At 58.9% G+C, this 20,726-nt stretch carries 21 protein-coding genes; 14 read left to right on the forward strand and 7 right to left on the reverse strand.

The window, feature by feature from the left end:
* From DBY73_RS03810 to DBY73_RS03820, 3 genes are all read right to left on the reverse strand, one after another.
* On the reverse strand, positions 1–99 hold a 99-nt coding region (locus DBY73_RS03810; protein WP_164474823.1), incomplete at its 3' end, for a 4Fe-4S binding protein.
* A 10-nt stretch (positions 100–109) separates the two neighbouring features.
* The gene (gene ynfE / locus DBY73_RS03815; RefSeq protein WP_112009886.1) at positions 110–2,548 is read right to left on the reverse strand and encodes a selenate/tellurate reductase subunit YnfE; all 2,439 of its coding nucleotides are present in this window, start codon (positions 2,546–2,548) and stop codon (positions 110–112) included.
* Between the two features lie 132 nt (positions 2,549–2,680).
* Positions 2,681–2,986, reverse strand: a complete 306-nt coding sequence (locus DBY73_RS03820; RefSeq protein ID WP_112009887.1) for a DUF1161 domain-containing protein — start codon at positions 2,984–2,986, stop codon at positions 2,681–2,683.
* A gap of 105 nt (positions 2,987–3,091) precedes the next feature.
* On the opposite strand from DBY73_RS03820, the gene DBY73_RS03825 reads away from it, so the two are divergent.
* From DBY73_RS03825 to etk, 8 genes are all read left to right on the forward strand, one after another.
* Positions 3,092–3,802, forward strand: coding sequence for a YnfC family lipoprotein (locus tag DBY73_RS03825; RefSeq protein ID WP_112010149.1), 711 nt, complete (start codon positions 3,092–3,094; stop codon positions 3,800–3,802).
* Positions 3,803–4,441: 639 nt separating this feature from the next.
* Positions 4,442–4,702, forward strand: coding sequence for a hypothetical protein (locus tag DBY73_RS03830; RefSeq protein ID WP_112009888.1), 261 nt, complete (start codon positions 4,442–4,444; stop codon positions 4,700–4,702).
* Positions 4,703–4,803: 101 nt separating this feature from the next.
* Positions 4,804–5,448 (forward strand): YjbF family lipoprotein, encoded by a 645-nt coding sequence (locus tag DBY73_RS03835; RefSeq protein WP_112009889.1) that lies wholly within the window; start codon positions 4,804–4,806, stop codon positions 5,446–5,448.
* Positions 5,445–6,176, forward strand: a complete 732-nt coding sequence (locus DBY73_RS03840) for a capsule biosynthesis GfcC family protein (protein ID WP_258458362.1) — start codon at positions 5,445–5,447, stop codon at positions 6,174–6,176. The genes DBY73_RS03835 and DBY73_RS03840 overlap by 4 nt, the downstream gene beginning before the upstream one ends.
* On the forward strand, positions 6,176–8,269 hold the full coding sequence (locus DBY73_RS03845) for a YjbH domain-containing protein (RefSeq protein ID WP_112009890.1): 2,094 nt from the start codon (positions 6,176–6,178) through the stop codon (positions 8,267–8,269). The genes DBY73_RS03840 and DBY73_RS03845 overlap by 1 nt, the downstream gene beginning before the upstream one ends.
* Positions 8,270–8,299: 30 nt before the next feature.
* Positions 8,300–9,439 (forward strand): polysaccharide export protein, encoded by a 1,140-nt coding sequence (locus DBY73_RS03850; RefSeq protein ID WP_112009891.1) that lies wholly within the window; start codon positions 8,300–8,302, stop codon positions 9,437–9,439.
* Positions 9,427–9,870, forward strand: coding sequence for a protein tyrosine phosphatase (locus tag DBY73_RS03855; RefSeq protein WP_112009892.1), 444 nt, complete (start codon positions 9,427–9,429; stop codon positions 9,868–9,870). The genes DBY73_RS03850 and DBY73_RS03855 overlap by 13 nt, the downstream gene beginning before the upstream one ends.
* Before the next feature lie 17 nt (positions 9,871–9,887).
* Positions 9,888–12,071 carry a tyrosine-protein kinase gene (gene etk, locus DBY73_RS03860; RefSeq protein ID WP_112009893.1) on the forward strand — a complete coding sequence of 728 codons (2,184 nt, stop codon included), beginning with the start codon at positions 9,888–9,890 and terminating at the stop codon, positions 12,069–12,071.
* A gap of 72 nt (positions 12,072–12,143) precedes the next feature.
* On the opposite strand, the gene speG is transcribed toward etk, so the two are convergent.
* Positions 12,144–12,704 (reverse strand): spermidine N1-acetyltransferase, encoded by a 561-nt coding sequence (gene speG, locus DBY73_RS03865; protein ID WP_112009894.1) that lies wholly within the window; start codon positions 12,702–12,704, stop codon positions 12,144–12,146.
* Between the two features lie 15 nt (positions 12,705–12,719).
* Entirely contained in the window at positions 12,720–13,058 is a 339-nt protein-coding gene (locus DBY73_RS03870) for a DUF1283 family protein (RefSeq protein ID WP_112009895.1), read from the reverse strand.
* 152 nt (positions 13,059–13,210) lie between these two features.
* Between DBY73_RS03870 and DBY73_RS03875 the strand changes: the two genes are divergently transcribed.
* The 5 genes from DBY73_RS03875 (at position 13,211) to DBY73_RS03895 (ending at position 19,034) form a co-directional block, all read left to right on the forward strand.
* The gene (locus DBY73_RS03875; protein WP_112009896.1) at positions 13,211–13,537 is read left to right on the forward strand and encodes a YnfA family protein; all 327 of its coding nucleotides are present in this window, start codon (positions 13,211–13,213) and stop codon (positions 13,535–13,537) included.
* A gap of 111 nt (positions 13,538–13,648) precedes the next feature.
* Positions 13,649–14,863 (forward strand): D-mannonate dehydratase ManD, encoded by a 1,215-nt coding sequence (manD, locus tag DBY73_RS03880; protein WP_112009897.1) that lies wholly within the window; start codon positions 13,649–13,651, stop codon positions 14,861–14,863.
* Between the two features lie 14 nt (positions 14,864–14,877).
* A complete protein-coding gene (locus DBY73_RS03885) occupies positions 14,878–15,897 on the forward strand; it encodes a Zn-dependent oxidoreductase (protein ID WP_112009898.1) in 1,020 nt (339 codons plus the stop codon).
* Between the two features lie 73 nt (positions 15,898–15,970).
* Positions 15,971–17,350 carry an MFS transporter gene (locus DBY73_RS03890; RefSeq protein WP_112009899.1) on the forward strand — a complete coding sequence of 460 codons (1,380 nt, stop codon included), beginning with the start codon at positions 15,971–15,973 and terminating at the stop codon, positions 17,348–17,350.
* A 220-nt stretch (positions 17,351–17,570) separates the two neighbouring features.
* The gene (locus tag DBY73_RS03895; protein WP_112009900.1) at positions 17,571–19,034 is read left to right on the forward strand and encodes a fructuronate reductase; all 1,464 of its coding nucleotides are present in this window, start codon (positions 17,571–17,573) and stop codon (positions 19,032–19,034) included.
* Between the two features lie 43 nt (positions 19,035–19,077).
* On the opposite strand, the gene ydfZ is transcribed toward DBY73_RS03895, so the two are convergent.
* Positions 19,078–19,281 carry a putative selenium delivery protein YdfZ gene (gene ydfZ / locus DBY73_RS03900; RefSeq protein ID WP_112010151.1) on the reverse strand — a complete coding sequence of 68 codons (204 nt, stop codon included), beginning with the start codon at positions 19,279–19,281 and terminating at the stop codon, positions 19,078–19,080.
* A gap of 288 nt (positions 19,282–19,569) precedes the next feature.
* On the opposite strand from ydfZ, the gene DBY73_RS03905 reads away from it, so the two are divergent.
* Complete coding sequence (locus DBY73_RS03905) at positions 19,570–20,001, forward strand: universal stress protein (RefSeq protein ID WP_112009901.1); 432 nt, start codon at positions 19,570–19,572, stop codon at positions 19,999–20,001.
* A 33-nt stretch (positions 20,002–20,034) separates the two neighbouring features.
* On the opposite strand, the gene DBY73_RS03910 is transcribed toward DBY73_RS03905, so the two are convergent.
* Entirely contained in the window at positions 20,035–20,721 is a 687-nt protein-coding gene (locus DBY73_RS03910) for a GntR family transcriptional regulator (protein ID WP_112009902.1), read from the reverse strand.
* Positions 20,722–20,726: the final 5 nt, after the last annotated feature.

Below are 20,726 nucleotides of genomic sequence, written 5' to 3' on the forward strand. Positions count from 1 at the left end.
GTCCGGGGTTAAGTCCTTGTAGTCCTTGCAGGCCAGCTCGCAGGTTTTGCACCCGGTGCAGCGGCTGGAATCAATAAAAAATCCATACTGGGTTGTCATGTGCTATTCCTTACGCCTTCTCGATCTGCACCAGGTTGGTGTGCTGCGGGTTGCCTTTTGCCAGCGGCGACGGGCGATGCGTGGTTAAGGTGTTGATGCACGAGCCGTGGTCTACGCGATCCCCGTTCATGTTGGCATCGTGCCAGGCGCCCTGGCCCATGGCGCTGACGCCCGGCATGATGCGCGGCGTCACTTTTGCCGGAATGCGCAGCTCGCCGCGGTCGTTGTAGACGCGAACCATATCGCCGTTCTTAATGCCGCGTTTTTCGGCGTCGACAGGGTTTAGCCACACCTCCTGACGGCAGGCGGCCTGTAGCACGTCGATATTGCCGTAGCTGGAGTGGGTGCGGGCCTTGAAGTGGAAGCCGAACAGCTGCAGCGGATAGGTGCTGCGCTCAGGCGCGTCCCAGCCGTCGAAGGTCGAGGCATAGACCGGCAGCGGGCTGATGGTTTCGTCTTTTTCCAGCTCCCAGGTGCTGGCGATGCTGGCCAGCCTGCTGGAGTAGATCTCAATTTTGCCCGACGGCGTTTTCAGCGGATTGGCCTGCGGATCTTCGCGGAATTTCCTGTAAGCGACAAAATGCCCGTTCGGGTCTTTGCGCTTGTAAATTCCCATTTGCTTGAGCTCTTCGTAAGACGGAAGCGCCGGATCTTTCTCGAGCATTTTGGCGTAAAGGAATTGCAGCCACTGGGCCTGCGTGCGGCCTTCCGTAAACTGCTGATGCACGTCCGGGCCGAGGCGTTTTGCCACTTCGCTCATGATCCAGTAGATCGGCTTGCGCTCAAACTTCGGCGCGGTGACCGGCTGCAGGAAAATCAGATACCCCATGTTTCCGGCATAGTCGTTAGGAATAATGTCTTCCTGTTCAACGGTCATCAGGTCCGGCAGGAGTATGTCGGCATACTTTGCCGAAGAGGTCATAAAGTTGTCGATGACCACAATCATTTCGCACTTGCTCTCGTCCTGCAAAATGTCGTGGGTCTTGTTAATGTCGGAATGCTGGTTGGTGATGGTATTACCGGCATAGTTCCAGATGAACTTGATGGGCACGTCAAGCTTGTCTTTACCGCGCACGCCGTCGCGGGTGGCGGTCATTTCGGGCCCGCGGGCGATGGCGTCCGTCCAGCTAAAGCATGAAATCTGCGTTTTCACCGGGTTATCCGGCAGCGGCATACGCTCGATGGTGATGGTGTAGGTGGATTCGCGCGCGCCGCTGTTGCCGCCGTTAATCCCGACGTTGCCGGTTAAGATCGGCAGCATGGCGATGGCGCGAGAGGTGAGCTCACCGTTTGCCTGGCGCTGCGGGCCCCAGCCCTGGCAGATATAGGCCGGTTTTGCGGTGCCGATTTCGCGCGCCAGCTTGATAATACGGTCGGCGGGGATGCCGGTGATGCGCGAGGCCCACTCCGGCGTTTTCGCCGTGCCGTCTTCGCCCTGGCCGAGGATATAGGCTTTATAGTGGCCGTTGGCGGGTGCGCCTTCCGGCAGCGTTTTTTCGTCATAGCCGACGCAGTACCTGTCGAGGAAAGGCTGGTCGACGAGGTTTTCGTTAATCAACACCCACGCGATGCCCGCGACCAGCGCCGCGTCGGTGCCCGGACGAATCGGGACCCACTCGTCTTCGCGCCCGGCAGCGGTGTCGGTATAGCGCGGATCGATAACGATCATCCGGGCATTAGAGCGCTCGCGCGCCTGCTCAAGGTAATAGGTGATCCCGCCGCCGCTCATGCGCGTTTCGGCCGGGTTGTTGCCGAACATCACCACCAGCTTCGTGTTTTCGATGTCCGAGGTGCTGTTGCCGTCATTGCTGCCGTAGGTGTACGGCATGGCGCAGGCAATTTGCGCGGTGCTGTAGGTGCCGTAATGGCTCAGGAAGCCGCCGTAGCAGTTCATGAGGCGCGCCACCAGCGAGGCGTAAGGCGAGGAGCGGGTGATGTTACCGCCGACGATGCCGGACGAGTAGTTAATGTAGACCGCTTCGTTACCGTACTTTTCCACCACCCCCTTCAGGCTGGCGGCTAGCGTGTCCAGCGCTTCATCCCAGCTGATGCGCTCAAACTTGCCTTCGCCGCGCTTGCCCACGCGCTTCATCGGGTAGTTGAGGCGGTCAGGATGATTGATGCGACGGCGAATAGACCGTCCGCGCAGGCAGGCGCGAACCTGATGATTGCCGTAAATATCATCCCCGGTATTGTCCGTTTCGACCCAATACACCTCGTCGTCACGAACGTGCAGGCGTAGCGCACAGCGGCTGCCGCAGTTAACGGAGCAGGCTCCCCAGACGACCTTATCTTCAGAAGGGTGAACGGCGCTTTGCACCGCCGCCGCCGCGCTTTTTAAGCCGAAAGGTAACGAAATCCCGCCCGCGGCGAGGGCGAGCGATCCTATAGCGGTGGATTTAACCAGAGAACGGCGGCTAATGCCGCCGTGATGTTCAACATCAGACATGACTCACCCCATCATTGATAGTCGTATTATTTTCGCCCGTGATGATAATCGGGCTAATGGTGGGGTGAATGGTACTTATTTGGAGGTATTAAATATTAATCCTCGTCAATTCAAGGGTATTGATGGGCAATTTTATTGCGGTTCTGCGGGCGCGTTCTCCTGGGTGCCCGCGCCGCCTGCCGTTTCGTTGCCGCCGCCTGTGCGGGTGTACAAAATCTTGAAGGTGTCGTTGGCGCAATGCCCAACAACCTGCGCGTCAGGACGATCCGCCTGATCGTTTGGCACGATGTTGAGGGTAAAGCCAGATTCCGGCACGCCGTTATTGATAATTTTCTGCTGAATATCGCTCTTAACGCGTTCGCAGGAATTCGGGGCGGCCAGAAGGGCCGGTGAAGCGCTCATTAGCAGCAGGGCGGTAATCCAGGGTAACCGTTTCATCTTTAGCTCCTTTTATCTGTGTGTAGATTAATTTTAGCAGGGTTCGTGTAAACATCTGTATTTGCTAATATGATTGGGAATAATCTCCCTGTATCGGTACATGACGTGAAGAAATATGCAGCAATAACGCTTCTGGCAGCGGCGCTGGCAGGCTGTGACAACAGCTCCGCACCGCTGTCGTTTACGCCTGAAATGGCGAGTTTCTCAAATGAGTTTGATTTTGATCCCCTTCGCGGGCCGGTCAAAGACTTTTCCCAGACGCTTATCAACGACAAGGGCGAAGTTTCCAAGCGCGTGACGGGGTCGATGTCCACCGAAGGGTGCTTTGATACCCTCGAGCTTCACGATCTGGAGGCTAATACCGGCGTTGCGCTGGTGCTGGACGCTAACTTCTACGTGGATGCGGAAACCCAGGAGCGAAAGGTGAAGCTTCAGGGCAAATGCCAGCTGGCCGAACTGCCGTCGGCGGGCGTGACGTGGGAGACCGACGACAGCGGTTTTGTGGTCGCCGCGCACGGCAAAGAGATGGAAGTGAAATATCGCTACGACGCGGACGGCTATCCGCTGGGCAAAACGACCGTCTCCGGCGACCAGCACCTGTCCGTCCAGGCCATTCCGTCCAAGGACCTTCGCAAGCGTATGGATTACACCGCCGTAAGCACGCTGAATGAAAAACCGCTGGGGAACGTGACGCAAAGCTGCGATTACGATCGCCATAACAACCCGGTTAGCTGCGATTTGCTGATCGTGGACGACAGCGTTAAACCCGCCGTTGAGCGCAAGTACACCATTAAAAACAGCATTGATTACTATTAATGTCTGCCGTGCAAAAATGGCTCGAGGTGAATAGCGGCACCGCAAAACAGAAAATAGCGCTCAAAGATGAGCGCTATTAATATTATTGAGCCTGACGCCTCCTGGTAATTATCTTTTTATCGATGCGAAATGAACTGCATATAAGCGCAATATTCTACGGGCTTATTTCACTTTAAGCTGGCGAGAATGATTTTCTTTCAGTCAGGCGCGTTATTATTGCACCCGTCGTTGGCTTTTAATCAGTGCCTCGCTTATTTGTTTGTTTTATATATTCGCTAATAAATACAGTTGGTTATGTATTGCAGGGTGCTGGACTGTATTTCGGTTTTTTATGCGACGCCGGGGTTATGGCCTGCGTGGCACCATGCGTTAAATTAATTCGGCTCGCGTTGTGATAATTCCCGTCAGGTTGTTATTTCATAATGTAGCAATTATCCTAGCCGCCGCTATCGCATACATTATTTCCATCTGCGTTATCAACATCATGACCTATTTCCGCACGCTGGCTATTTGAGCCAGGGCGCTGGCATGGATGATATTCCGTGCCTTTCAGGGACGGAAGTCAGCCTCGGGCATGTGCCCGGTTAATAAACCTGAATAATCAGGTTCAATCAGTCATTCATTGAATGAGGAGCATAAATGAAAAAGACGCTTTGTGCAGTTCTGGCTGCGCTGACCCTGGCAGCAGCAGCGCCATCCGCTGTTGCCGCCGGTGAAGCGGCCGCGGGCACCACGGCCGCAACCGCAGGGACCACCGGAGGCGTAGCCGCCGGCGCAGTCGGGGCCGCAACCGTTGCGGGCGTAACTGCCGCCGTTGGCCTCGCGGCGCTGGCCGTCGTTGCGGCTACCGACAGCAGCAACGGTTCGCCAAACACCACCACTACGACCGCCACGCGTTAAGGCGGTCTGCGAAGGGTGATACACCCGCGCCCGTTACCCGGCGCGCAGTTTGCGCCGGGTAATTTACCCCTGATGCATTGGATCATTGAGAAGGACTGACGGTGCGAATACTCATTTTTTCCCTGACGGGGCTGTTTCTGCAAGGGTGTACGCCCAGCCAGCAAAGCATGGTGGAGACCTTCTCGGCTTCGCTGCGCGGCGCGCCGGACGTCACCGTAGCGGATGACGACATACAGTCCCTGCCGTACTCAACGATGTACCTGCGCCTGAACGGCGGCCAGCGCATTTTTGTGGTGCTCGGCTATCGGGAAAATGGCCTCGACAAATGGCTGACTCAGGATCGCGCAGTCATCGTGACCCGCAGCGGACGGCTGGTCAAAACCGTAGGCCTGCGCAGCAACCTTCTTGAAGTAACCAACCTTGACGGCGATCCGCTGATGAACGCCGCAAGACTGCACAACGGCGCGCGGTGGCAGCGCGACGTGCGCTGGAGCGAAGAGGGCGAATCGCGTTCCGCCAGGCTGATCTCGACGTTTACCCCCGCAGGCGACGCCGCGCTGACGATTGCCGGCCAGCGCGTGGACACGCAGGTCTGGCGGGAAAGCGTGCGTGCGTCCGTGCCGCAGCGCGAATGGCAAAACACCTTCTGGATTGAGAAAACAACCGGGCTGGTTCGTCAGAGCCAGCAGATGATTGGCGCAGGCGTATTGCCCGCAGAAACGATGCTCCTGAAACCTATCCCATGAATATGCGATTCACGCTGCCGATCGGCATTTTACTTTTCGCCACCTGCGCCGGTGCGGCAGAGCAGAACGTGGTGATGCTCTACGGACCGGATGCAGAGCGGCCGATCGCGATAGAGGGCAAGCGGCGCCTCGCCGAACTCGTGACGTCGCCGGAGGTGAGCGCCAGCGCCTGGTGGCCCGGCGCGATCCTCACAACCGATCGGGCAAACCGGGAGGCCAACGCCCTGCGGCAGCGTGTGTTAGGCGATCTCGCCCGCTGGGAGCTACGGGCAGACGCGCCGCTGGCCGCCACGCTGCGCAGCGTGCGTGAACAGCTGGCCCGCCGCGCGGTGGTTGGCCGTCTGTTTGTGGAACTCGACCCTGACGCCGTGCGTACTCAGCCCGAAGCCAACCTTCGCCTTCAGGGGCAGTACCGGCTTCACCTTACGCCGCGACCCGACGCGGTGACGCTGCTTGGCGCGGTTGATTTACCGGGTCCACAGCCCTGGCGGCCGGGGGCGAGCGTTCGCGACTATCTGAAAGGACGCGCTTTTTTGGCCGGGGCTAACACCCACAGCGTCACGATTATCTCGCCTTCCGGGAAGAAGAGCCTCGCGCCGATCGCGCTCTGGAACGCGCGCCATCGCGAAGCGGAGCCCGGCAGCCTGATTTGGGTTGGTCTTGCCGAAGACGACCGTGGCCTGAATGCGCAGATTATTCGCCTGCTGGCACAGCGGGAGAACAAATAATGAAAAAACAGATGCTTTTGAGCTGCCTGGCGGCAGCCGTTTCCGGCGCGTGCTATGCGCAAACGGACACCTTCCCGGACCCCGTTGGCCCGTCGCAGTCGGATTTTGGCGGCACCGGCCTGATGCAAATGCCCACCGCCCGCCTTGCGCGCGAAGGGGAGTTCAGCCTCGGCTATCGCGATAACGACCAGTATCGCTTTTACTCAGCGTCGGTCGCGCTGTTCCCATGGCTGGAAGGCACCGTTCGCTATACCGACGTCCGCACCCGCCGCTACAGCGGCAACCCGGACTTCAGCGGCGACCAGAGCTACAAGGATAAATCCTTCGATTTCAAGGTTCGGCTGTGGGAAGAATCGACGTGGCTGCCGCAGGCGGCGCTGGGCAAGCGGGATATCGCCGGAACCGGCCTGTTTGACGGCGAGTATCTCGCGGCGAGCAAAATGGCGGGTCCGTTCGATCTGACGGCCGGTATCGCATGGGGATATCCGGGCAACCGCGGCAACGTCAGCAACCCGTTCTGCCAGGTTAGCGATCGATACTGCACCCGCCCCGAACTGCACGATGCGGGCGACGTAAGCTTTAGCGAGATGTTTCGCGGCCCGGCGGCAATTTTCGCAGGCGTGGAATACCAGACGCCGTGGCACCCGCTGCGCCTGAAGCTGGAGTACGACGGCAACGACTATAAGCACGATTTTGCTGGCGTAATTAAGCAGTCCAGCCCCTTTAACGTTGGCATGGTTTACCGCGCCGCCGAGTGGGCGGACCTGATGCTGAGCGTCGAGCGCGGCAACACGCTGACGTTTGGCTTTACGCTTCGCACCAATTTTAACGATCTGCGCCCCGCGCTGCGTGACAGCCCGAAGCCGGAATACCAGCCTGCGCCAGAAACCGCCGGGCTACAGTATACCTCCGTTGCCAGCCAGCTTACGGCGCTGAAATACAGCGCCGGATTTGACGCCCCGGAAATACGCCAGAGCGGCAGCACGCTCCACCTGAGCGGCGAGCAATACCGCTACCGCGATCCGCGCGAGGCCGTCGACCGCGCCAACCGCATTCTGATGAACACCCTTCCGCAGGGGGTTGAGACCCTGAGCGTAACGCAGATGCGCAACCACCTGCCGATGGTGACGACCGAAACGCAGGTCGCCAGCCTGCGCCAGCGGCTTGAGGGATACCCAATCGGGCAGGAAAAGCCGCTGGTGCAGCGGCGCGTCGAGCCGGTGGATTTTTCCGCGTGGGGCCGCGGCTACCGCATCCGGGAGAGTCGCTTCAGTTATTCCCTGTCGCCAACGCTGGCGCAGTCGCTCGGCGGCCCGGAGGATTTCTATATGTTCCAGGTGGGGATGCTGGCAAGCGCCAGCTACTGGCTGACGGACGGCTGGCTTATCGACGGCGGGGTGTTCGCCAATCTCTACAACAACTACGACAAATTTAACTCGTCGCTGCTGCCCGCGGACTCCACGCTGCCGCGGGTAAGAACCCATATCCGCGACTATGTTGCCAACGACGTTTACGTCAGCAATCTGCAAAGCAACGCCATTCGCCGCCTCGGCTCGGGCTTCTACGGCCAGCTTTACGGCGGCTACCTCGAGACGATGTACGGCGGCGTGGGAGGGGAAGTCTTGTACCGCCCGCTGGACGCCAGCTGGGCGCTGGGAGTGGACGTGAACTACGTCAAACAGCGCGACTGGAACAACATGATGCGCTTTACCGATTACGCCGCGCCGACCGGGTTTATCACCGCTTACTGGAACCCGCCGCAGGTCAACTCGGTGCTGATGAAGCTGAGCGTTGGCCAGTATCTGGCGAAAGACAAAGGCGCCACGCTGGATATCGCCCGGCGCTTTGACAGCGGCATCACCGTGGGCGTGTGGGCGGCGAAAAGCAACGTCTCGAAAGAGGATTACGGCGAGGGCGGATTCAGCAAAGGCTTCTATGTCTCCGTGCCGCTGGATCTGATGACCATTTCGCCGAACCGCAACCGGGCCGTAGTCTCCTGGACGCCGCTCACCCGCGACGGGGGGCAAATGCTCAACCGCAAATACCCGCTCTACGGCATGACCGCTGAACGCGAAACGCCCGTGGGGCAATGACCCTGAACACCTGATAAATGATAGTGAGAAATGAAAAAGCGAACGTTTAAATTTTCCCTGCTGGGCCTGACGCTCGTGACGCTAAGCGGCTGTGCGGTCGTACCGGGCCAGGGGCTGAGCACGCGCGGTAAAGACGTCATTGAGCTGCCGGACAGCAGCGACGACCTCAATAAAATGGTTAACGTTTACCCGCTGACGCCGGGGCTAATCGACAGGCTTCGCCCGCAGCAGGTTACCGCGCGCGCCAATCCGCTGCTGGATGAACAGCTGGCGCAGTATGAGTACCGCATCGGCGTCGGCGACGTGCTGATGGTGACCGTCTGGGATCACCCGGAGCTGACGACCCCCGCAGGCCAGTACCGCAGCGCCAGCGACACTGGCAACTGGGTGAACGCCGACGGGACGATTTTTTACCCGTATATCGGCCGGCTGAAGGTGGCGGGTAAAACGCTGACGCAGGTTCGCGCCGAGATTACCTCGCGTCTGGACAAGGTGATCGAAAGCCCGCAGGTGGACGTCAGCATCGCCGCGTTCCGCTCGCAGAAAACCTACGTGACGGGCGAAGTGGCGAAGTCCGGCCAGCAGCCCATCACCAACATTCCCCTGACGGTGATGGACGCGATTAACGCCGCGGGCGGCCTGACCGCCGACGCCGACTGGCGCAACGTGGTGCTTACCCATCAGGGGCAGGACACCAAAATCTCGCTGTATGCCTTAATGCAGCGCGGCGACCTGACCCAGAACAAGCTGCTGCACCCTGGCGACATTCTTTTCGTTCCGCGCAATGACGATCTGAAGGTCTTTGTGATGGGCGAAGTGGGTCGCCAGAGCACGCTCAAAATGGATCGCAGCGGCATGACGCTGGCGGAAGCGCTGGGCCATGCCGAAGGCGTGAAGCAGGACATGTCCGACGCCAGCGGCGTGTTCGTGATCCGCTCGCTGAAGGGCAAGCAGGGCGGCAAGATTGCCAACGTCTACCAGCTCAACGCGAAAGACGCCTCGGCGATGGTGCTGGGCACGGAGTTCCCGCTTGAGCCTTATGACATCGTGTATGTCACCACCGCGCCGCTGGTGCGCTGGAACCGGGTTATTTCACAGCTGGTGCCAACCATTACCGGCATTCACGACATCACGGAAACCGCGCGGTATATCAACTCATGGCCAAACTAAGCTTCCACTCGATTCTGGTGGTCTGCACCGGAAATATTTGCCGCTCACCGACCGGCGAGCGCCTGCTGCGCCAGATGCTGCCGCACGTGCGGGTTGACTCCGCGGGCACCGCGGGCTTAACCGGGGAACCCGCTGATGCGGTTGCCTGCCAGATTGCGGCGAAAAACGGCGTCTCTCTGGAGGGCCACGTTGCCCGCAAAACCACCTCTGCGATGCTGCGCGAGTATGACCTGATTCTGGTGATGGAGACCGGGCACATTGCTCAGGTGACGTCCATGGCGCCGGAAGTGCGCGGCAAGACGCTGTTCTTCGGACAATGGCTTAAGGAAAAAGAGATCCCCGATCCTTACCGGAAAAGCCACGAGGCGTTCGAACACGTATACGGCCTGATGCATCGGGCCAGTCAGGAATGGGCGAAAAGGCTCAGCTAATCCACGGAAGCAGTTTTATGTCGACCAAAAACCTTAGCGCGCCGCAGGGCGCTGCCGCAGCGCAGAACGAGATCGATCTTGGGCGTCTGCTTGGCGAACTTCTCGATCACGTGAAGCCGATCGTCGGTATTACCACGCTTTTTACCGCCGTCGCGGTAACCTATGCCCTGTTCTCCACGCCCGTTTACCAGGCGGACGCCATGATTCAGGTAGAGCAAAAGCAGGGCAACGCGCTGCTCAGCAGCCTGAGCCAGATGATGCCGAACGCCTCGCCGGAGGCGGCGCCTGAAATGCAGCTGCTGCAGTCCAGGATGATCCTCGGTAAAACCATTGACGATCTCAGCCTGCGCAACGTGGTTCAGCAAAAATACTTCCCGGTATTCGGCCGCGGCTGGGCGCGCTTAACCGGCGAGCGGCCGGGCGAGCTGGCAATAAGCTGGATGAACATTCCTCGCCTTTACGGCCAGCCGCAAACCCTGACGCTGACCGTCGAAGAGGAAGGGCGTTATCGCCTGGAAGGGGAAAACGTCAGCGCGAACGGCACGCTGGGCCAGCTGCTGGATGTGAACGGTATATCGCTGAAAATTTCGGATATCCAGGCAAGGCCGGGCACGCAGTTTACGCTTAGCCAGCAGTCGGAGCTGGAAGCGATCAACAATTTGCAGCTCAACTTCACCGTCAGCGAACGCAGCAAGGACAGCGGCATGCTGGGGCTGACCATGACCGGTGAGGACCCGCAGCTGATCGCCCGGGTGCTTAACAGCATTGCGGATAACTACCTGCAGCAAAATATTGCCCGCCAGGCCGCGCAGGATTCTCGCAGCCTGGAGTTCCTGCAACGCCAGCTGCCGAAGGTGCGCGGCGATCTAGACGAGGCCGAAGACAAGCTCAACAGCTATCGCCAGGCGCGTGATTCGGTTGACCTCAATCTGGAAGCCAAATCGGTGCTGGAGCAGATTGTGAACACCGACAATCAGCTGAACGAGCTGACCTTCCGCGAAGCCGAAATTTCACAGCTGTATAAGAAAGATCACCCGACCTACAAGGCGCTGATGGATAAGCGCCAAACGCTGGAACAGGAAAAAAAGCGCCTTAACAAGCGCGTTTCCGCGATGCCCGAAACCCAGCAGGAGGTGCTGCGCCTGAGCCGCGACGTGGAGTCCGGACGCGCGGTCTATCTACAGTTGCTCAACCGCCAGCAGGAGCTGAGCATTGCGCAGTCGAGCGCGATCGGTAACGTGCGCATCATCGATCCCGCGGTGGCGCAGCCGCAGCCGATCAGGCCGAAGAAGGCGCTGATCGTGGTGCTGGGGTTGATCCTTGGCCTGTTTGTTTCCGTTGGCCTGGTGCTGGCGCGCGCGATGCTGCGCCGGAGCATTGAATCCCCGGAACAGCTCGAGGAGCAGGGGATAAGCGTGTATGCCACCGTGCCCGTTTCCGAATGGCTGGAGAAAAAAACGCGGCTGCGCAGCAAGAATATCTTCTCCACCACCTTCCGCCACCGCACCAAAAACGTGCCGTTCCTCGCGGTGGATAACCCGATCGATCTGGCGGTCGAGGCGGTTCGCGGCCTGCGCACCAGCCTGCACTTCGCGATGATGGAGTCGTCGAATAATCTGCTGATGATTTCCGGCGCGACGCCGGACAGCGGCAAAACCTTCGTCAGCAGCACGCTGGCGGCGATCGTGGCGCAGTCCGGTCAGAAGGTGCTGTTCATCGATGCGGACATGCGCCGCGGCTACTCGCACGAGCTGTTTTCACTGGAAAACAGCACCGGGCTGTCGGACGTGCTGGCGGGTACCGCCGAGGCTGAACGGGCGATTCGCTCCTTCGATAAGGGCGGATTTGACGTACTAACCCGCGGGCAGGTGCCGCCAAACCCGGCGGAGCTGCTGATGCACGCGCGCTTTAGCGCCCTGATGGCGTGGGCCAGCGAGCGGTATGACATGGTGATTATCGACACCCCGCCGATTCTGGCAGTGACCGACGCCGCGGTGATTGGCCGCATCGCCGGCACCAGCCTGGTCGTTGCGCGATTTGGCATGAACAGCGTGAAGGAGATGACCGTCTGCGTGCAGCGCCTGGAGCAGGGCGGCGTGAACATCAAGGGCGCGATCCTCAACGGGGTCGTCAAACGCGCCAGCAGCCAGTACGGCTACGGCTATCACCACTACGGCTACAGTTACGCGGAAAAAGAGTGACCCACGCCCAGGCGCTGAACGCCGTCCTGGTGCTGTAGTCGGGAAATAGCGAGAGAGGAAAAACCGCGCAGCTTACTGCGCGGTAGGTTTCAGCAGGGTAGAACCGGCAGGCTTGTGTTCGGCCAGGTGCTGGTGCTGGAAAATGCACATGCGGATAGTGTTGCGGTACTCGCCGTTGATAAAGAACTCGTGAATCAGCTCGCCTTCAACCTGGAAGCCCAGCTTGCGGTAAATGTGGATCGCTTTTTCATTCTCTTTATCAACGATGAGATAGAGCTTGTACAGGTTCAGGACGTTGAACCCGTAGTCCATCGCCAGGCGCGCCGCCCGGGAGGCGAGGCCCTTTCCCTGATACTCCGGGGAAATGATGATCTGAAACTCTGCCCGGCGGTGAACGTGGTTAATCTCAACAAGCTCCACCAGACCGGCTTTCTCTCCGTTACACTCCACCACGAAGCGGCGCTCGCTCTGATCGTGGATGTGTTTGTCGTAAAGATCCGACAGCTCGACGAACGCCTCGTAAGGCTCTTCGAACCAGTAGCGCATCACGCTGGCATTGTTGTCGAGCTGGTGGACGAAGCGCAGGTCCTCGCGCTCCAGCGGACGAAGCTTAACGTCAACTTTGGCGGTCATTTTCACTCCGTGAAATTAAGGGGCAACCGTGCGGCCGGTGCGGCGATCGAGGCAGCGCAGGGTGTTTGGCTCCCAGTAGGCGTTCACGTTCGCGCTCTGCTGGCACTTATCGCGCGCGTCGAAGGCCACATCCTCTTTGTCCCACTCTTTTTCCGCGCGTTTGTTCACCTTCTGGCGAAGATTGCGGGTGTCATTCCACTGTTCTTTGTCCATGGCGGCGTTTTGACGGCTCTGCGCGCTGTCGCCAGACTCAATGATCAGCTTGCTGGTTTCGGCGGATACCGTATTGGCGAAGGCGAAGGATGACAGCGCCAGCAGGGCGGTCAGACAAAGGCGTTTGCGTATAGTACTCATAACGTGATCCTTAAATATGGTGCAGACGAGCAGTATAACCCGTTCGAATTTTATACCAAACCGAAATGGCGGTATATCCACGCCGTGGGCATGGTAAGCGTTTCGTCATTATCGGGTATGATGGTTAAATCAATCCTCACGAAACGCTAAAAATGATCAAAACGACGTTGCTTTTTTTCGCCACCGCGCTGTGTGAAATCATCGGCTGTTTCTTACCCTGGCTTTGGCTGAAAAAGAACGGGTCTGTTTTGCTGCTCATTCCGGCGGGTATTGCGCTGGCGCTCTTCGTCTGGCTGCTGACGCTACACCCGGCGGCCAGCGGGCGGGTTTATGCTGCCTACGGCGGGGTTTACGTATGTACGGCGCTGCTGTGGCTGCGCGTAGTGGACGGCGTCAGGCTGAGCCTGTTCGACTGGGCGGGCGCGCTGATCGCGCTGTGCGGTATGCTGATCGTCGTGGCAGGCTGGGGGCGCGCATAAGCGCCACTGATTTTGTGACCGCACGCTGATTTTATGATCATTATACTTGTATGGTAGTAGTGTAGTTGCGTAAATTTCCTGCATCACAACACCAGATGTAAGGAATCACCTATGAAGATTGTCGGGGCCGAAGTCTTTGTCACCTGCCCGGGGCGTAATTTTGTCACCCTTAAAATCACCACCGACGAGGGGATCGTCGGCCTTGGCGATGCCACGCTGAACGGGCGCGAGCTGTCCGTTGCCTCTTACCTGAAGGATCACCTTTGCCCGCAGCTGATTGGCCGCGACGCGCATCGCATCGAAGATATCTGGCAGTTCTTTTATAAAGGGGCGTACTGGCGCCGCGGCCCGGTCACCATGTCGGCGATTTCCGCCGTGGACATGGCGCTGTGGGATATCAAGGCCAAAGCGGCCAACATGCCCCTTTACCAGCTGCTGGGCGGCGCGTCCCGCGAGGGGGTGATGGTCTATTGCCACACCACCGGGCACACCATTGACGACGTGCTTGAGGATTACGCCCGCCATAAGGAGATGGGCTTCAAGGCGATCCGCGTGCAGTGCGGCGTGCCGGGAATGAAAACCACCTACGGCATGTCTAAGGGAAAAGGGCTGGCGTACGAGCCTGCGACCAAGGGCGACTGGCCGGAAGAGCAGCTCTGGTCCACCGAAAAATATCTCGACTTCACGCCGAAGCTGTTCGACGCGGTGCGCAGCAAGTTTGGCTTCAACGAGCACCTGCTGCACGACATGCATCACCGCCTGACGCCTATCGAAGCGGCGCGCTTTGGTAAAAGCATCGAAGAGTTCCGCATGTTCTGGATGGAGGATCCAACGCCTGCGGAAAACCAGGAGTGCTTCCGCCTGATTCGCCAGCACACCGTCACGCCGATTGCCGTGGGCGAAGTGTTTAACAGCATCTGGGACTGCAAGCAGCTGATTGAAGAGCAGCTGATCGACTATATCCGCGCCACCATTACCCACGCGGGCGGGATCACCGGAATGCGCCGCATCGCCGATTTTGCGTCACTTTATCAGGTGCGTACCGGCTCGCACGGGCCGTCGGACCTGTCGCCAATTTGCCACGCCGCCGCGCTGCATTTCGACCTGTGGGTGCCGAACTTTGGCGTGCAGGAGTACATGGGCTACTCCGAACAGATGCTGGAGGTCTTCCCGCACAGCTGGCGCTTTGACAACGGCTACATGCATCCGGGCGACAGGCCGGGGCTGGGCATTGAGTTTGACGAAACGCTGGCGGCGAAATACCCGTACGATCCGGCCTATCTTCCGGTCGCGCGCCTGGAAGACGGCACGCTGTGGAACTGGTAAACGAGGAGTAAACGATGAAAAGCGTAGTCATTCAACAGCCGAACGAGCTGGTCATTGAAGAACGCTCGATCCCCGTGCCGTCTGCGGGCGAGGTCCGCGTCAACATTAAGCTTGCCGGCATCTGCGGTTCAGACAGCCATATCTACCGCGGGCATAATCCGTTTGCCAAATATCCGCGGGTGATTGGCCACGAGTTCTTCGGCATCGTCGACGCGGTGGGTGAAGGCGTTGATGAAGCCCGCCTGGGCCAGCGCGTCTCCGTTGACCCGGTGATCAGCTGCGGCCACTGCTACCCGTGCTCCGTCGGTAAGCCGAACGTCTGCACGTCGCTGGTGGTGCTGGGCGTCCATCGCGACGGCGGCTTCAGCGAATACGCCGTCGTCCCGGCGAAAAACGCGTGGCACATTCCTGACGCCATCCCTGACAAACACGCCGTGATGGTTGAGCCGTTCACCATTGCCGCCAACGTCACGGGCCAGGCAAAGCCGACGGAGCAGGATGTGGCGCTAGTCTACGGCGCGGGTCCGATGGGGCTGGTCACCGTGCAGGCGCTGAAGGGCGTATATAAGGTTAAGCAGGTCATCGTGGTCGACCGCATCGACGAGCGGCTGGCGATGGCGCAGCGCAGCGGGGCGGACGTGGTGTTCAACAACGGCGAGGCTGCCGTCGCCGCGATGCTCGAAGAAAAAGGCATCAGGCCGACGCTGATCGTCGACGCCGCCTGCCATCCGTCCATCCTTCAGGAGGCGATTACGCTGGCCTCTCCGGCGGCGCGCATCGTGCTGATGGGCTTCTCCAGCAGCCCGAGCGAGATTGTCCAGCAGGGGATCACCGGCAAAGAGCTGTCGATCTTCTCCTCGCGCCTGAACGCCAACAAATTCCCGGTCGTGATCGACTGGCTGGAAGAGGGGCTTATCGATCCGGAAAAACTGGTTACCCACACGTTTGACTACCACCACGTTACGGATGCAATCGAACTGTTTGAAAAAGACCAGCGGCAGTGCTGCAAAGTCTTGCTCACGTTCGACCAATAATAATTCACGCGGTTAGGGGCCCGCGCAAGCGGGCTTCGAGTGGTACGCATCTTACCTTTTAGAGATAGCCATTATGACTCAAGCACAACCTCAAAGAACGACTTCAGATCTGGTGAAAGCCGCCGTGTCCGGCTGGCTCGGCACGGCCCTGGAGTTTATGGACTTCCAGCTCTATTCGCTGGGCGCGGCGCTGGTGTTCCACGAAATCTTCTTCCCGGAGCAGTCGGCGGCGATGGCGCTGATCCTGGCGATGGGCACCTACGGCGCGGGCTATATTGCGCGCATCGTGGGCGCGTTTATCTTTGGCCGAATGGGCGACAGCATCGGACGTAAAAAAGTGCTGTTTATTACCATCACCATGATGGGGATCTGTACCACGCTTATCGGCGTGCTGCCGACCTACGCGCAGATCGGCATTTTTGCGCCGGTGCTGCTGGTGACGCTGCGCATCATTCAGGGGCTGGGGGCCGGGGCGGAGATTTCCGGCGCGGGCACGATGCTTGCCGAGTATGCGCCGAAAGGGAAGCGCGGCATTATCTCCTCGCTGGTGGCAATGGGCACTAACTGCGGCACGCTGAGCGCCACGGCAATCTGGGCGGTGATGTTCTTTGCGCTCGATCGTGAAGAGCTGGTCGCCTGGGGCTGGCGGGTGCCGTTCCTCGCAAGCGTGGTGGTGATGATTTTCGCCATCTGGCTGCGAATGAACCTCAAGGAAAGCCCGGTATTTGAAAAGGTGAGCGAAGGCGAAACGGTCGCGCCCGCTGCCGCACAGGAGACGTCCCTGGGCGCAATGTTTAAGAGCAAATCGTTCTGGCTGGCAACCGGCCTGCGCTTCGGCCAGGCGGGCAACTCCGGCCTGATCCAGACCTTCCTCGCGGGCTATCTGGTACAGACGCTGCTGTTCGATAAGGCCATACCAACGGATGCGCTGATGATCAGCTCCATTCTCGGGTTTATCACCATCCCGCTGCTGGGCTGGCTGTCTGACAAGATCGGGCGTCGGGTGCCGTACATTATCGTCAACGTTTCGGCCATTATTCTGGCGTACCCGATGCTGTCGATCATCGTTGATAAAAGCTACGCGCCGGGCGTGATTATGCTCTCGATCATCGTTATCCATAACGTCGCGGTGCTGGGGCTGTTCGCGCTGGAAAACATCACGATGGCGGAAATGTTTGGCTCGCGTAACCGCTTTACCCGCATGGCGATCTCAAAAGAGGCCGGTGGGCTGGTGGCGGTCGGGTTTGGTCCGGTGCTGGCGGGGATTTTCTGCAACATGACCGGTTCCTGGTGGCCGATCGTTGCCATGCTGGTCGCCTACTCCGTTATTGGCCTGATTTCCGCCATTTTGATGCCGGAAGTGCGCGACCGCGACCTGAGCGAGGTGGAAGATGCCGCCGAGGTTCAGCATAAAGGCTCCGTTGCCTACGGCGCGCTTCCAACGCGACGCTGATGGTTTATATCTTGCTAAACATGTCACACAACTTATGTCTGATGTCACACCACATGGACAAAAGTTAATATAAATCAATATCTGAAAACGACGCATCGGTATGGTTAATGGCAGAACGTTTTACCTCAACTGCCATTCTAGTTGATGTAGTCAGCAGGCGCTGCCGCGCCATTCTCGGCGCGGCAGCGGATCTCCGCTTCACTATTTATGAGTCACCATCATGGAAAATCGGTTATTACAGGCGAAGGCGACGCTGCCTCAGTACGATCGCAACGGCCTTGAAACACGCATTGTGCATTTGGGTTTCGGCGCGTTCCACCGCGCGCACCAGGCGGTGTATGCCGACATTCTTGCGGCCGAGCACGCCAGCGACTGGGGATATTGCGAAGTTAACCTGATTGGCGGCGAGCAGCAGATTGCCGATCTCAAGGCGCAGGATAATCTCTACACCGTGGCGGAGATGTCCGCCGACGCGTGGACGTCCCGCGTGGTGGGCGTAGTGAAAAAGGCGCTTCATGCGCAGGTCGACGGGCTGGAAAGCGTGCTGGCGGCGATGTGCGAGCCGCAGGTGGCGATCGTCTCCCTGACGATCACCGAAAAGGGCTACTGCCACTCTCCGGCGACCGGGAAGCTGATGCTCGATCACCCCTTGATTGCGGCCGACCTGCAGAACCCGCACCAGCCTAAATCCGCGCCGGGCGTGGTGGTTGAGGCGCTGGCGCGGCGCAGGGCCGCCGGGCTTCCGGCGTTCAGCGTGATGTCCTGCGACAACATGCCGGAAAACGGCCACGTCATGCGTAACGTCACCTGCGCCTACGCCCGCGCGCTGGACGCCGAGCTGGCGGACTGGATTGAGGCGAACGTCACCTTCCCGTCGACGATGGTGGACCGCATCGTTCCGGCGGTCACTCCCGAGACGCTGGATAAAATCGCGCAGCTCACGGGCGTGCGCGACCCGGCAGGCGTGGCGTGCGAGCCGTTCCGCCAGTGGGTGATTGAGGATAATTTCGTTGCGGGCCGTCCGCAGTGGGAAAAAGCCGGCGCCGAGCTGGTTGCCGACGTGATCCCGTTTGAAGAGATGAAGCTGCGCATGCTCAACGGCAGCCACTCGTTCCTCGCGTATCTTGGCTACCTTGCGGGATATGCGCACATTAACGACTGCATGGAAGACGAACATTACCGCACTGCCGCGCGCGCGCTGATGCTGAAAGAGCAGGCGCCGACGCTGAAGGTGAAGGACGTCGATCTGGCGCACTATGCGGATCTGCTGATTGCCCGCTACAGCAACCCGGCGCTTCGCCACCGCACCTGGCAAATTGCGATGGACGGTAGCCAGAAGCTTCCGCAGCGCATGCTGGACTCCGTGCGCTGGCACCTTGTGCATCAGAAAAGCTTCCCGCTGCTGGCGCTGGGCGTGGCGGGCTGGATGCGCTACGTCGGCGGCGTGGACGAGCAGGGCAACGCCATTGAAGTGAGCGATCCGCAGCTGGCGGCGATTCAGGCGGCGGTAAACGGCAGCGCAGAAGGCGAAAGCCGCGTCAACGCGCTGCTGGGCCTTGAGGCTATCTTCGGCAGAGAGCTGCCGCAGGAGGCGGCGTTTGTCGATGCGGTAATGAAAGCGTATCAGATGCTGCTACAGAAGGGGGCGAAAGCCACGGTGGCGCACTACGCCGCGCAGGTTTAATGCTTCACATGCCGCCGTTCGCGGCGGCATGCCTTCTCGCTCGTTAGTGCATTCCCAGGCGAATCAGCTCAATCGGCTCAAATTTCCCTTCACAACCTTCGACTTCCACCGTTTTACCGCGGCGCACCTGCGCGGCGTCCAGGCCTTCGCTGTGGATCGCCTTAATAATCCCGGTGCGGCCCGTGCCGTTAATCATTACGCGGCTGCCGGTGGTAATTGCATTTCGGTTACGGTCGTATGTCATCATGGTCATTTCTCCTCTCTAACCTATCCGTTACGGCGCTATTTTGGGTCATGCCGTTCACGGGCACTATAAATACGCCTCTCGTCGGTGAATGTTTTTGTTTTTGATCAAACTCACACTTTTTTCTTTATTACGGCTGACGTTGACGCTTCAGAACGGCTATTTACAAAACGGACAAATGTTTTCACAAGCTGATAGTTTACCCGCGTTAGCGTTGAGGGTTTGTTTATATTGCGAGTGGCACTCTGGTAACAGGAAATACCCCTTTCATCTGAATAAGGAGTCAGGCTTATGTACAAAAAGATCTTAATGCCTGTTGACGTGTTTGAAATGGATTTAAGCGATAAAGCGGTGCGCCACGCGGCCAACCTGGCAAAGGCGGAGGGCGCGTCAATCACGCTGGTAAACATATTGCCCGTCAGCAGCCGCTCCTTGCTGCGCGGCTTCAACGCTGATATCAAGAAGTTTGAGGCGTACATGGTTGCCGAGTCAGAGAAAAAGATGACGGAGCTAAAGCGTCTTTTTGATATTGCGCCGGAGGATATTCACTGCCTGGTGCGCTTCGGCAGCGTGCGGGATGAAATCATCGCGCTGAGCAAAGAGGGGGAATATGACGTCATCGTCATCGGCTCGAAAAACCCGAGCATCACGACGCATCTGCTGGGCTCGAACGCCGAATCTATTCTTCGCTACGCCACTATTCCGGTGCTGGTCGTTCGCTAAATATAATACCGCATCTGAAGGGATGCGGTAATTTTAATCCTCGCTGAACCACTCGCTATTTTCCTGACGAATTAACTGCACGGACTCGCTTATTTCCTGCAGGTGCAGCGTCATTGCTTTTTCAACCGCCTCGCCATCGCGTTTTTCCAGCGCGCTGAAAATATCATGGTGCTGCCGAAGCAGCATTTCCGGCGGAGAAACGTGATCGAGGCTCATATAGCGCACCCGGTCAATGGTGGCCTTAATATTCTCAACGGTGTCCCACGCCAGCTGGCAGTCCGCGATCTGCGCCAGCTTCTGGTGAAACTCATCGTCGAGCTGGAAGAAGTCGTTTAGCTGCTTGCGCTCTATCGCCACGCGCTGCTGATGCAGGTTTTGCTCCAGCAGATAGCACTGGTTGTCGTCGATCATCGCGGCGGCGCGGCGAACCACCGCGCACTCGATGGCCTGGCGCACGAAGCAGCCGTTTCGCACCTGAGAAAGCGAAATCTTATTCACGTAGCTGCCGCGCTGCGGGCGGATCTGAATCAGGCCGTTTTCAGCAAGCTTAATAAACGCCTCGCGCACGGGCTGGCGGGAAACGTCGAACCGAACCGACACCTCTTTTTCCGAGAGCGGCGTGCCCGGCGGGATCAGGCAGTGAACGATATCACGGCGCAAAATGCGGTAGATCTGCTGATTGACGGGCTGGGTAGGATTAAGTTGCGATTCGGCGGCCATGGATA

It is taken from the genome of Enterobacter sp. RIT418, assembly GCF_003057745.1.
Lineage (GTDB): Bacteria > Pseudomonadota > Gammaproteobacteria > Enterobacterales > Enterobacteriaceae > Enterobacter.